General features: G+C 69.6%; 10 protein-coding genes and 3 pseudogenes. 6 read left to right on the forward strand and 7 right to left on the reverse strand.

Annotated features, from left to right (window positions below):
* The first annotated feature begins 174 nt into the window (after positions 1 to 174).
* From VS93_RS14295 to VS93_RS14305, 3 genes and pseudogenes are all read left to right on the forward strand, one after another.
* Positions 175 to 1529, forward strand: a pseudogene (locus VS93_RS14295) (ABC transporter substrate-binding protein).
* 79 nt (positions 1530 to 1608) lie between these two features.
* Complete coding sequence (locus VS93_RS14300) at positions 1609 to 2589, forward strand: carbohydrate ABC transporter permease (protein ID WP_046470430.1); 981 nt, start codon at positions 1609 to 1611, stop codon at positions 2587 to 2589.
* 11 nt (positions 2590 to 2600) lie between these two features.
* On the forward strand, positions 2601 to 3512 hold the full coding sequence (locus VS93_RS14305; RefSeq protein ID WP_046470442.1) for a carbohydrate ABC transporter permease: 912 nt from the start codon (positions 2601 to 2603) through the stop codon (positions 3510 to 3512).
* Positions 3513 to 3525: 13 nt separating this feature from the next.
* On the opposite strand, the pseudogene VS93_RS31690 reads toward VS93_RS14305, so the two are convergent.
* The 7 genes and pseudogenes from VS93_RS31690 to VS93_RS14335 all read right to left on the reverse strand — a co-directional run.
* Positions 3526 to 3723: pseudogene (locus VS93_RS31690) on the reverse strand (LuxR C-terminal-related transcriptional regulator); the annotation flags it as partial.
* Positions 3724 to 4053: 330 nt separating this feature from the next.
* Complete coding sequence (locus tag VS93_RS14310; protein ID WP_046470431.1) at positions 4054 to 4809, reverse strand: hypothetical protein; 756 nt, start codon at positions 4807 to 4809, stop codon at positions 4054 to 4056.
* 180 nt (positions 4810 to 4989) lie between these two features.
* Positions 4990 to 5859: a fructosamine kinase family protein gene (locus tag VS93_RS14315; protein ID WP_046470432.1), complete on the reverse strand. Its 870-nt coding sequence runs from the start codon at positions 5857 to 5859 to the stop codon at positions 4990 to 4992.
* A gap of 9 nt (positions 5860 to 5868) precedes the next feature.
* Positions 5869 to 6387, reverse strand: a complete 519-nt coding sequence (locus tag VS93_RS14320) for a low molecular weight protein-tyrosine-phosphatase (RefSeq protein WP_046470443.1) — start codon at positions 6385 to 6387, stop codon at positions 5869 to 5871.
* Between the two features lie 64 nt (positions 6388 to 6451).
* Positions 6452 to 6898, reverse strand: coding sequence for a response regulator (locus VS93_RS14325; RefSeq protein WP_269082857.1), 447 nt, complete (start codon positions 6896 to 6898; stop codon positions 6452 to 6454).
* Positions 6899 to 6902: 4 nt separating this feature from the next.
* A pseudogene (locus VS93_RS14330) lies at positions 6903 to 8590 on the reverse strand (sensor histidine kinase).
* The gene (locus VS93_RS14335) at positions 8587 to 9819 is read right to left on the reverse strand and encodes a PP2C family protein-serine/threonine phosphatase (protein ID WP_046470433.1); all 1233 of its coding nucleotides are present in this window, start codon (positions 9817 to 9819) and stop codon (positions 8587 to 8589) included. Before VS93_RS14335 ends, VS93_RS14330 begins: the two are co-directional and overlap by 4 nt.
* A gap of 555 nt (positions 9820 to 10374) precedes the next feature.
* On the opposite strand from VS93_RS14335, the gene VS93_RS14340 reads away from it, so the two are divergent.
* From VS93_RS14340 to VS93_RS14350, 3 genes are all read left to right on the forward strand, one after another.
* A complete protein-coding gene (locus VS93_RS14340; RefSeq protein ID WP_046470434.1) occupies positions 10375 to 11055 on the forward strand; it encodes a biliverdin-producing heme oxygenase in 681 nt (226 codons plus the stop codon).
* 127 nt (positions 11056 to 11182) lie between these two features.
* A complete protein-coding gene (locus VS93_RS14345; protein WP_046470435.1) occupies positions 11183 to 11860 on the forward strand; it encodes a TetR/AcrR family transcriptional regulator in 678 nt (225 codons plus the stop codon).
* 98 nt (positions 11861 to 11958) lie between these two features.
* The gene (locus VS93_RS14350) at positions 11959 to 12198 is read left to right on the forward strand and encodes a hypothetical protein (RefSeq protein WP_046470436.1); all 240 of its coding nucleotides are present in this window, start codon (positions 11959 to 11961) and stop codon (positions 12196 to 12198) included.
* Positions 12199 to 12399: the final 201 nt, after the last annotated feature.

Consider the following 12399-nt stretch of genomic DNA (forward strand, 5'->3'; position numbering starts at 1 on the left):
GACACGCCCGAACCGGGACGAGTGCGCACTATCACCCATTGCCTTCATAATTACTGAATGAGACACAACCGTTACAGAGAGGATGCGTCGAAATCGTGGACACACGGCCACAAAGGCATTTCCATCGGTATTTCCGGTCCATACCGGTACCGGGTGTCCGCAGGAGGTGCAGATATGCCCATGCCCCGAGCGCGCCGGCGCGGCACCGTCGCGGCGGTCTCGCTGTCTCTGGTCCTCATCGCCACCGGCTGCGCCTACCTTGAGGGAGGCGGCGGCGGTGGCGCCGATCCCGATTCCGCCGATTGCGAGCCCTTCCGGGAATGGCAGGACGTGGACGGCGGCACCGTCGAGATCTACGCCTCGATCCGCGACGAAGAGGGCGAGCGGATGCGGCAGGCCTGGCAGGACTTCACCGACTGCACCGGGATCGACATCGCCTATGAGGCAGCGGGGAATTCGAGGCGCAGGTCCAGGTGAAGGTCGACGGCGGGAACGCCCCGGACATCGCCTTCTTCCCGCAACCCGGCCTGCTGAACCGCTTCGTGCGCTCCGGCGACGCCCTGCCGCTGCCGGACCGGGTGAGCGAACGCGCCGAGGAGGGCTGGGACGCGGACTGGCTCTCCTACGCCTCCCACGGAGGCGATCTGTACGGCACTCCCCTGGGTGCCAACATCAAGTCCTTCGTCTGGTACTCCCCCCGTTTCTTCGCGGACAACGGGTACGAGACCCCGGAGACCTGGGACGAGCTGATCGAGCTCAGCGACCGGATCGCCGGCGACGGCGTCAAGCCGTGGTGCGCCGGCATCGAGTCCGGGGAGGCCACCGGATGGCCCGTCACGGACTGGCTGGAGAACGTGATGCTCAGCGAGCACGGCCCCGAGGTCTACGACCAGTGGGTCGATCACGACATCCCGTTCAACGACCCGCGGGTGGCCGGGGCCCTGGACCGGGTGGACGAGGTCCTGCGCAACCCCGACTACGTCAACGGGCCGTTCGGCGGCGTCGGGAGCATCGCCACGACCTCCAGCCAGGACGCCGGCCTGCCCATCCTCGACGAGGAGTGCGGGATGTACCTGATGGGCTCCTTCTACGCGGCCCAGTGGCCCGACGGCGTCGAGATCGCCGAGGACGGCGACGTGTTCGCGTTCAACTTCCCGGTCATCGACGAGGAGATCGGCACCCCGGTCCTGGGCGGCGGCGAATGGGTGGCGGCCTTCGACGACCGGCCCGAGGTCGTCGCGGTGCAGGAGTACCTCGCGACCGTGGACTACGCGAACCGGCGGGCCGAGGCCGGCGCGTGGTTCTCCGCCCACAAGGACCTCGACCTGGCCCGGCTGCACAACCCCAACGACCGGTTCGCCGCCGAACTGCTGCGCGACCCCGACACCGTGTTCCGCTGGGACGGCAGCGACTACATGCCGGCGGCGGTGGGGTCCGGCACCTTCTGGCGCGGGATGACCAACTGGATCAACGACGGCGACACCGGGGACGTCCTCGACTTCGTCGAGGAGTCCTGGCCGAGGGAGTGATCCCGCTCGGCCGCACCGCGCTGCAACGGCCGCCCCGGGTGCCGACGCGCCCGGGTCGCCCTCCGGCGAAAGGGAACGCATGGGCTTCGACATCCACTCCGAACTGCCCAAACTGCTCTGGCTGGGCATCGGCACCGCCGCGTTCCTGGCCGTCATCGGCCTGCTGCTGGTACTCGTGGACCACGGGCCGAAGAGCCGGCGGGACTGGTGGCAGGCCGCCTGCTTCCTGAGTCCCGCCGGCCTGCTCCTCCTGGTCGGGCTGATCTACCCGGTCGTGCGGACCACGGTGCTGTCCTTCCGGGACCGCGCCGGCGCCGAATGGGTGGGCCCGAGCAACTACACCTGGATGTTCACCCAGCCCGAGATCCTGCTCGTGCTGCGCAACACCCTGCTGTGGGTGCTGTTCACCCCCGCGCTGGCCACCACGATCGGGCTGGTCTACGCGGTGCTCGTCGACCGGTCGCGCTACGAGGCCGTCGCCAAGTCGCTGCTGTTCATGCCCATGGCGATCTCGTTCGTCGGCGCCTCGATCATCTGGAAGTTCGTCTACGAGTACCGGCCGGCCGAGACCGACCAGATCGGACTCCTCAACCAGATCGTCGTCTGGCTCGGCGGGCGGCCGCAGCAGTGGCTGCTCGACCAGCCGCTGAACACGCTGCTGCTCATCGTCGTGCTGATATGGATCCAGGCCGGGTTCGCGATGGTGGTGCAGTCGGCCGCCATCAAGGCGGTGCCCGACGAGATCATCGAGGCCGCCCGGATCGACGGGGCGAACGGCTGGCAGCAGTTCTGGCGGGTCACCCTCCCGATGATCTGGCCGACCGTGACGGTCGTGCTGATCACGATCTCGGTGCAGACCCTGAAGGTGTTCGACATCGTCCGCACCATGACCGGCGGCCAGTTCACCACCTCCGTCATCGCCAACGAGATGTACAACCAGGCGTTCCGCTACGGCGAGATCGGCCGGGGCTCCGCGTTGGCGGTCTTCCTCTTCGTGCTGGTCGTCCCGCTCGTCCTGGTCCAGGTCCGAAAGATCCGACGCACCCGGGAGGCACAGTGACCCACGCCCCGATGACCTCGCCGGTCGCCCGCGTCCGGCGGCGCCTCTCCGGACGGACCGCCAGCGCCGCCGCGATCGTCATCGCCGTGGTCTGGACCGTTCCCACGGCCGGGCTGCTCGTCTCCTCGCTGCGTCCCGAAGAGCAGATCAAGACGACGGGCTGGTGGTCGTTCTTCACCGATCCCACGATGACCCTGCGCAACTACGACGAGGTGCTGTTCGGCCGGCCCAGTTCGGGGCAGTTGGCGAGCTACTTCGTGAACTCCTTCGTCATCGCCGTGCCGACCATGGTCTTCGTGGTCACCCTGGCGGCGCTGGCCGCATACGCGCTGGCGTGGACGCGCTTCCCGGGGCGCGACTGGCTCTTCGTCGGTATCTTCGCTCTGCAGATCGTCCCGCTGCAGATGTCGCTGGTGCCGCTGCTGCGGCTGTTCTCCGAGGGGGTCGCCATCGGCGGCGTCGAGGTCATGCCCCCTTGGGACCTGCAAGGAGCCTTCCAGTTCACGACGGTGTGGCTGGCGCACACGGTCTTCGGCCTCCCGCTGGGGATCTTCCTCATGCACAACTTCGTCGCCCAGTTGCCGCACAGCCTTGTCGAGGCCGCCCGCGCCGACGGCGCCGGCCACGGGGTGATCTTCCGCCGGGTCGTGCTGCCGCTGATCGTGCCCGCGCTGGTGTCGCTGGCCATCTTCCAGTTCCTGTGGGTGTGGAACGACCTGCTCGTGGCGCTGATCTTCGCCGGGGGAAACGTCGAGGTCGCTCCGCTCACCGTGCGGCTCGCCGAAATGGCCGGTACCCGGGGCGACGAGTGGCAGCGCCTCACCGCCGGCGCGTTCGTCTCGATGATCGTGCCGCTGATCGTGTTCTTCTCGCTGCAGCGCTACTTCGTCCGCGGCCTGCTCGCGGGAAGCATGAAAGGCTGACGCGCGGCCGTAACACCAGCCCGGCCCGGCGGGCGGCCACCACGAGCCGGGCGCGGTCCCCGGCCCCCAGTTTCACCATCGCCCTGCTGACGCGGGTGCGGGCGGTCGCGGGGCTGATCACGGGGCGGTCGGCGATCTCGGTGTTCGACACCTCCTCACCGACCAGTGCGAGGACCTCGCGCTCCCGCTCGGTGAGCGCCTTCAGCTTGGGGCGGGCCGGAGGCGTGCCGCCAATGGGCGGCCAGCAAGGAGAGGACACCGACCAGCAGCCCCGGGAACACGTCCACGGCGAGCCTTCGGCCGGCCGGCGACCGCACTGTCCAACGCCGCTGACGGATCATCGCTTCGAGCCTATGCCGGTCGGGCATCGCCGTCGTCGTCCCTACCGCGTATCCGGTGTAGTGCCGCGCGCGCAGCCGCACCGCGGGCCGACCGCGGCATGCCCCGGCTTGAACGGTTCGCCAAGGGAGCGAGGTCCTCTGGGGGAGGCGCGGTGTCGCCTCCGAGCCAGAGACGCTCCCGGTCACCGCACCGGCGGTCCTTAGCCGCCCGTCTCCTGGGAGTCGCGGAGGCTGTTGAGGATCGTCTCGATCGTGTCCTCGCCGAGCGAGTCGTCGTAGCCGGTGTCGGCGATGACCGAGAAGGCGCGCACCTGGTCCTCCTCGTCCCGGTAGGGCACCACCACCGTGTGCACCACACCGCCCTCCGAGAAGCACTCGTCCTCGGAGCCCTGGGGGGTGGCCTCGACGATGCCGTAGTGGCCCTCCAGCCCGTTGGCGCTGAACTCCTCGACGGAGCGCAGCGAGACCTCGGGGACGCTGCTCTCCGTCTCGTAGCCCAGCTCCGCCCATTTCCTCGCGACGCCCTCGGCCATCTCCTCGGTGTCGTCGGTCTCGCTGATCCCCTGCGCCCCGGCGACGGCCAGCGAGTTGGAGGGGTCGCAGGGCGAGACCCCATAGCTGGAGATGCCGCTCATCGCGAGTTCGGGGATGCCCTCATCGTCCGGGTTCACGCCGTACAGGGTCTCCGCCCCTTCGAAGATCCAGTCCTCGTCGGCTCCGGGAACCTCGTAGACGAACCCCCACTTGGGGACGCTCGCGCGCTGCCAGCCGGGGTTCAGCAGCTCTTCCTCCTCCGGGGAGGGCCGCTCCTCGGCGGACTCCTCCTCGGAGGCCGGTTCGGCGGTCGGCTCGGGGCTGGGAGCGGCCTGACCGCCGCTGTCGCGCAACACGTTCACCACGACACCGATAGCGGTGATCACCACCGCGATGAAGACCAGCACTAGTGTCGTCAGCATGACCGGGCTCACGCCCGGCGGTCGCGATGGGGGCTGCTGCCCGTACTGCCCGTACTGCGGGTGCTCCCACCCGCCGCCCTGGTAATTCCCCGGCCACGTCACGGCCCTGACTCTAGAGGATCCGCGACAAATCCACACCAGGGGGATCCGTCCGGGGTTGGCCGGTTCCGGACCGGAGCGCTAAACCCGCAGCGCGGTCCGGGCCGCCTCCATCGTCGTGGTGCGGTAGGCGGCGCCGAACAGGCACACGTGCACGAGCAGCGGGTGGAGCTGGTGCAGGGCGACCCGCTCGCGCCACCCCGCGGCGAGCGGGGCCGCCTCGTTGTAGGCGTCGCGGGCCCGGTCCAGGTGCGGGAGCCCGAACAGTGCGAGCATGGCGAGGTCGGTCTCCCGGTGCCCGCCGTGCGCGGCGGGGTCCACGAGGACCGCGCCGTCGGCCTGCCAGAGCACGTTGCCGCTCCACAGGTCGCCGTGGATCCGCGCCGGCGGCTCCGGGGCGCCCGCCAGGTCCTCAACGGCGTCGATGACCTTCTCGACGGTGCGCGCATCGACGGGCGTGAGCGCGCCGCGGTCGACCGCGCGCCGCAGGTAGGGGGCGAGGCGCTGCTCGGCGTAGAAGCGGGACCAGTCGGTGGCCGGCGTATTGTCCAGCGGCAGCGGGCCGATGAACCCGTCCCGCTCCGCCCCGAAGAAATCCGCCCCGGCCAGGTGCATGGCCGCGAGCCGGTGCCCGAAGCTCTCGGCCGCCTGCGGTGTGGGCGGGCGCTCCTCCACCCAGGACAGGACGAGCGTGTGGGAGTCCCAGGCGATGACGTCGGGCACCAGGGCCCCGAGGGAGCGGCCCAGCCAGTCCAGGCCCAGCGCCTCCTGCTGGAACATGCCGGTGAACTCGTCTCCCGCAGCCGTCTCCGGAAGCGCCTTGACGAAAAGCGGAACACCATCGGCGAGTTCGGCGCGGTACTGCTTCCAGGCGTGGCTGCCGCCGAGGGAGACCACGCGGGCGACCTCGCGGCCGGTCAGCCCGGCGACGCGGGCGTCAAGAGTGTCCACCTGCGCCTCCTAGTCCGAACCGAGCCGCGCCACCAGCTCCTCCGTGAGCCCTTTGGAGGCGGCCTGGACCATGTTCAGTACCGTGGTGAAGCCGTCGTCCCCGCCGTAGTAGGGGTCGGGCACCTCCGGGTTGGAGCCGGTCCCCGGCGCGAACGACCGGAAGAGCCGGAGACGCTCACCGGCATCGGCGCGGCCCCCGGCGAGCTTGCGCAGGTCGTCGAGGTTGTCGGTGTCCATCGCCAGAATCAGGTCGCACTTGGCGAACCGGGCGGGGTCGAAACACCGCGCGACATGGTCGGTGGGGTAGCCGTGCACGCGCAGTATCGCGGCCGCGCGCGGGTCCATGCCCTGACCGATGTGCCAGTTCCCCGTTCCGGAACTGTCCACCTCGACCGCGTCGGCGAGTCCCGCGTGGTCGAGATCGGCTGAGAGGACCTTCGCCGCTATCGGCGAGCGGCAGATGTTGCCCAGGCACACCAAGCTGATGCGGTACGGCCCGGAGGGGTCGCGAGGTTCCGGCAAGCTCATGGTCAACACCGTAATCCAGATCGGCTCCATAAGCAGGTCGGACAGGGCCGCAGGTCCGGACGGTTCAGCCGTTGGGCAGCCGCACGACGCTCACGAAGAAATCGTCGATCTGCCGTACGACCTGGATGAACTGCTCGAAATCCACCGGCTTGGCGACGTAGGCGTTGGCGTGCAGCCGGTAGCTGCGGATGATGTCCTCCTCCGCTTCCGAGGTGGTCAGGACCACGATCGGAATGTGTGAGAGGGCCTCGTCCTTCTTGACCTCTTCGAGGACCTCGCGCCCGTCCTTGCGGGGCAGGTTGAGGTCGAGCAGGATCAGATGCGGCTGCGGCGCTTCGGCGTACTCGCCTTCGCGGCGCAGGAAGCGGAGGGCTTCGACACCGTCGGAGACCACGTGCAGGCGGTTGCCCACCTTGTGCTCCTCGAACGCCTCTTTGGTCATGAGGACGTCACCGGGGTCGTCCTCCACCAACAGCACCTCTATGGCCTGCACCAAAGTGACCTCGCTCAATGTCTCAGACCTTCCCGGGGTCGTCCTCGGCCGCGTGGGGGGAATCCTCCGTGCCGACCGAGGCGGGCTCCGAATCCGCAGGGACGCCCTCCGCATTCTCTTCGACCGTCTCGTCCTGGGCCTCGACATCGGCGGGCAACGACCAGCATATCCGGGTCCCCTGGCGGTCCGGCTCGGTGGCCAGCCAGATGTGCCCCCCGTGGAATTCGATGATCTTCTTGCACATGGCGAGGCCGATCCCCGTCCCGCCGTACTTGTCGCGGGTGTGCAGCCGCTGGAAGATCACGAAAATCCGCTCCGCGTACTGCGGCTCGATACCGATCCCGTTATCCGTACAGCAGAGGATCCATTCGTCTCCTTGGTGTCTGGCGCTCACGTGCACCTGCGCCGCCCGGTCGCCGCGGAACTTTACCGCATTGCCGATGAGGTTGAAGAACACCTGTGTGAGCAGGGTCCGGTCGCCCTGGACGGTGGGCATGTCGTCACCGGTGACGACCGCGTCGGCCTCGTCCAGCCTGGTTTCCAGACTCCCCAAGGCGTCCTCCAGGGCCACGTTGAGGTCCACCGGAGCGAAGTTCTTGGTACGGCCGACCCGGGAGAACGCCAGCAGATCGTTGATCAGCGTCTGCATGCGCTTGGCGCCCTCGACCGCGAAATCGATGTAGGAGTCGGCCCGGTCGTCCAGTTGCCCCCGGTAGCGGCGCTGCAGTAGCTGGCAGAAACTGGCCACCTTGCGCAGCGGCTCCTGCAGGTCGTGCGAGGCGACGTAGGCGAACTGCTCCAGTTCCAGGTTGGACCGACGCAGCTCGTCGGTCTGGCGCTCCAGCAGTTCCGACTGCTCCTGCAGCTTGCGGCGGGCCGTGCCCACCTCGTGCAGGTCCTGGACGATGCGCTCGCGCATGGCGTCGACGTCGCGGCCGACACGCTCGATCTCGGGCGGCCCGTGCAGCTCGATGCGGTGGGCGTAGTAGCCTCGGACACCTGCCGCAGATGCGAGACCAGCTCGTCGAGGGGACGCAGCACCCAGTGCTGCAGCATCACCCAGAGGAAGACGGAGAGGACCGCCACCACGACCCCCACCAGGATGAGCAGTGCCACGACCTGCTGGGTGGCCACGGTAAGCCCCTCGCGTGCCTCGCGCAGTTCGTTCTCGACCTCCGTTTCGGCCTGCGTCGCAGCGGTGCGCAAGGCATCGAAGCGCTCCCGGCCGAGCTGGTAGTCCTCGGCGCTGACCTCTTCACCGGCGTGCACCTTCTGCAGCGTCGGCTCGGCGAAGTCCTCACGCCACGCGTCGCCGGCCTCGAGCAGCCTGCTGATGGAGGGATCGGCCTCCTCGCCGTCCTCGAGGGCCCCCTCCAGGATCGGCCGGTTCTCCCGCAGTGCGCGGCTCCCCTCCTGGTAGGGGGTGAGGAACTCGATGTCGGAGGTGAGGGCGTAGCCCCTGATCCCGTTGTCCTGGTTCAGGTAGGCGGCCATGGTCTGCTGGACGGCGCTCTGCGCCGGTGTGAGCTGGTCGACCTGCCTCGCGAGCGAGTCCCGGGCGGAGAGGGCGGCGAAGGTGATGGTCGACACCGAGGCGACCAGCACCACGGTCACGGCCGCCAGCAGGATGGTCACGCGGCGCCGAAGCGACACTGGGACGCGAGCCGTCTTCGGAACGCCTTTCGGCGTCCCCCAGGGATATCGGCTCACGCCTGCTCCCCATACGTCATGAGCAGCATGGCGACGTCGTCCTGCAGCGGCCCGCCGTTGTGGCGTTCGGCCTCGTCCACCACCTGGCCGGGGAGGTCGGTGAGAGAGGTCCCGCGGTCCAGGACGTCGATGAGGATCCGGCGCAGCCCGTGCACCTCAAGCCGGTCCGGCGGGCCGCCGTCGAAGGCGTCGACCAGGCCGTCGGTGTAGAACAGCAGCGTGCTCCCCCGCGGGAACGCGACCTCCTCCACATCGCTCTCGTCCTCGGGGAAGACGCCCAGCGGAGGGCGCGGCACCGCCAAGATCTCCTTGACCTCGCCGCTCGTGATGAGCAGCGGCGGCGGGTGTCCCAGCAGCCGGATCCGCGCCTGCTCGCGCTCGACGTCCAGGCTGGTCTGGCACAGCGTGGCGTACATCTCCTCCTGGGCGCGCTCGCTGATGAGGATCTCCTCCAGGGCGGGAAGCAGCCGCTCCTCGGCCACCCCGCCCATGACCAGCGCCCGCCAGGCGATGCGCAGGCTCACACCGAGCGCGGCCTCATCGGGGCCGTGTCCGCTGACGTCGCCGATGACGATGTGCGTCGTGCCGTCCTTCTGGACCGCGTCGAAGAAGTCCCCTCCGACGATGGCGCGCTTGCGTCCCGGCCGGTAGAAGGAGAGATGGCTCAGCGGGGAACTGTCGAGCAGGACCTGCGGCAGCAGGCCGCGTTCCAGCCGCATGTTCTCCCGGGCGTACATCTCGGCTTCGCGGAGTTGGCGGGCGTTCTCGTCGGCCCGCTGGCGTTCGATGGAGTAGCGCAGGCTGCGCGCCAGCAAGGAGCCGTCGACCTGCCCCTTGACGAGGTAGTCCTGAGCGCCGGCCGCGACGGCGGCGATGCCCTCGTGCTCGTCGTGGAGACCGGTGAGCACCACGACCGCGGCCGACTCCACGGCGGTCAGTACCTCGCGCAGCAGCCCCAGACCGGAGGCGTCGGGCAGGTTGAGGTCGAGAAGCACGCAGCCGCGGAAGCCGGTGAGGTGCTTGCGCGCGTCGCCCAGCGTGGGAACCCAGGTGATACGGGAGTCCAGCGGGGTGTCGGCGAGCAGTTCCTCGACCAGGAAGGCATCCTGGGCGTCGTCCTCGATGAGCAGTATGTCGGCCGGTTCGACGGAGACGTGGGCCGATACGGCAGCCCCGTCAGCGGGGCCGGCCTTCCTCGGCCCCGTGTTCTCGGGATCTGTCGCGGTCACGGGATCGCGTCCTGTTTTTCTAGTATCCACACATCGCCTCTACGTCGCCCGGTTCCCCAGCGCTCGTCGGCGCCTTCGTCTCGACTCCCCCGATCCCGAACTCCTGCCCCGTTCCAGATCCGGGATCACATGAGACCGGACCGGAACCCGTCGAAGGCGGTGACCACCCGCTCCGTGAGGCGTCGGAACACAGGTCATTCGCGACTGCCAAACGATAATCGCCCGGCTGCTGCTTTCGCTAACGGGATAGCACGAGAGACATCCGACCTTTGACCCGGGGCCCTCCGTGGCAACCGCGCAGTGGGCCATCGCCCGGCCACCAGGGTATCGGCCATGCCACCTCAGTGAGCTGCGCTCACCCCATTGAGCAGAGACGACGAAGGACCCTGGACACGCGTTCCCGCCGGATGTTTCCTGACACGGTGTCGCGATAACCTTGACAGTGGCCGCATTCTTTATGACATCATGTCAGAAAAATTGTCCGGCGCACGGTGGCCCACGGCACGGTTTCCCCGTTTCTCCGGACATCCACGCGACCGAGGGGAAACGCGGGATATGGACACCGGACAGCGAGCCGCCGACGTCCCGGACGCCTTCTCCGCACGGTTGAAAGCGGCCACCCGGAGCGAGCACGAGGAGGCCGAGCAGCACGCGTTCACCCAGGCGCTCCTCGAGGGCCGGCTGCCGCGCGAGGGCTATGCGGCGATGGTCGCCCAGCACCACTTCATCTACCTGGCGCTGGAAGAGGTCGGACGCTCCCTCGCCGACGACCCGGTGGCCGGTTCCGTCCTGTTCCCCGAGCTGTTCCGCGTTCCCGCCCTGGAACGCGACCTCACCACGCTCTACGGCCCCGCCTGGCGCGAGCGGATCGAGCCGATGCTGACGCCGCCTACGCGCACCTACGTCGCCCGAATCCGGCAGATGGCCGACCAGCCCGCCGGGTACGTCGCCCACCACTACACGCGCTACCTCGGCGACCTCTCCGGCGGCCGGTTCATCCGCGACGCCGCGGCGCGCGCCTACGGCCTGGCCGGCGACGGCGTGGCGTTCTACGCCTTCGACCAGCTCGCGAGCATTCCGCGGTTCAAGGCGGAATACCGCTCCCGGCTGGACGCGCTGGAGCTGGACGAGACGACGCGGCGCCGGGTGGTCCGCGAGACGCAGCTCGCCTACCAGCTCAACATCGAGGTCATCGCCGATCTCGGCCGCAGGCACCCGCCGGAGCTGGCCGCCTGACGACACGGATCCCTCCGGAGTCCTGGGAGCCGACACCTCCGGCCGCCCCGCCGGCCGCACACCGGGTCCGCCCGCCCCTTCCCGCCGAGCCAGGGCGCACGGGATCGCGCCGTGCCACCATGGGAGCATGCCCAAGATCTCGGCCCCGACCATCGCCGCCCACCGCGCACAGATTCGCGAGCGCATCCTGGAGGCGGTGGCGAACCTCACCCGTTCGCAGGGGATCGACGGGATCTCCATGACGGACGTGGCATCCGAGGCGGGGGTCACGCGCACGGCGCTGTACAACTACTTTCCGGACAAGCCCGCGCTGCTGCTCGCCTTCACCGAGCACGTCACGGCCGGGTTCGTCGAGCGCTACCGGCGCGAGCTGCCCGGCGGCGCCTCGGCGGCGGAGCGGCTGTCGGCGTTCGTCCACCTGCAGTTGCAGGGGATCGTCGAGCATCCGCATCCGGCGGCGGCCGAACTCGGCGCCAGCCTGGGCCCCGACGCCTACCAGGCCCTCGCCGACCACGTGGCGCCCATGCAGCGGCTGCTCGCCGAAATCGTGCAGGAGGGCGCGGCCGCCGGCGAGTTCGCCGCGATGTCGGCGGAGGCCACCGCCCGGCTTGTCCTGGCGATGATCGGCGCGCAGCGCGTACCGTTGCTGCGGGGCGAGACCGGCATCGGAGAGGCGCACGCGCTGGTGGCCCGGTTCACCCTCAAGGCCCTCGGCGTGGACGCCGAGACGGCGGAACGCGCCGTGCGCTCCCCCTTGGGCTCCGGCCCTCAGGAGGGAGGAACGGCCATTGGGGAGCGACCATAACCGGCCGGGACACCGCTCGCCCGGTGCTGGCCTCGGCCCCGTGCGGCAGAATCGGGCACCGTTGGTACCCGCCCTCCTCTCGAAGGGACCGCCGCAACGTGTCGCTCGTGCTGATCCTGGCCGGTGCCGCACTGGTGTCAATCGCATTGTTCAACCGCGTTCCGCGGCTCGACCCGGGCGCGGTTTCGTCGGCGCCGCCCTCCCGCGGCACCGCGCGGAGCCGGCCGCGCCTGCGGTTGGTGCACGCCCGGCTCACCGAGACCGGCCGCGCCGCGCTCACGACCGTGGGCGGCAGCGTCCTGATCATCGCGTTCTTCCTGGCTCTCTCCGGCTTCTAAGGCGAGGCCGGCGCCCCTGCGATCAGCGCAGCCGGCGGACGAGGGTCCGGGCGCCGCCGAAGCGGCCAGCACACCGATGGCGGCGGCGGAGGCGGCGAGCACCTGCCGGCCCTGGCTGCGGCGTTCCGCGTCGCGCGCCGCTGCGGCCCGCTCCTGCGGCCCGACGCTCCGCGCACAGCTCCGGGTCCAGCGTCCAGCGGA

This window comes from Allosalinactinospora lopnorensis (genome assembly GCF_000981225.1).
Taxonomy (GTDB): domain Bacteria; phylum Actinomycetota; class Actinomycetes; order Streptosporangiales; family Streptosporangiaceae; genus Allosalinactinospora; species Allosalinactinospora lopnorensis.

Excerpts from the sequence above, each read along its gene's own strand:
- VS93_RS14300 (WP_046470430.1), top strand. The coding sequence starts at position 1,609 with ATGGGCTTCGACATCCACTCCGAACTGCCCAAACTGCTCTGGCTGGGC.
- VS93_RS14305 (WP_046470442.1), top strand. The coding sequence starts at position 2,601 with ATGACCTCGCCGGTCGCCCGCGTCCGGCGGCGCCTCTCCGGACGGACC.
- VS93_RS14310 (WP_046470431.1), bottom strand. The coding sequence starts at position 4,809 with ATGCTGACGACACTAGTGCTGGTCTTCATCGCGGTGGTGATCACCGCT.
- VS93_RS14320 (WP_046470443.1), bottom strand. The coding sequence starts at position 6,387 with ATGAGCTTGCCGGAACCTCGCGACCCCTCCGGGCCGTACCGCATCAGC.
- VS93_RS14340 (WP_046470434.1), top strand. The coding sequence starts at position 10,375 with ATGGACACCGGACAGCGAGCCGCCGACGTCCCGGACGCCTTCTCCGCA.
- VS93_RS14345 (WP_046470435.1), top strand. The coding sequence starts at position 11,183 with ATGCCCAAGATCTCGGCCCCGACCATCGCCGCCCACCGCGCACAGATT.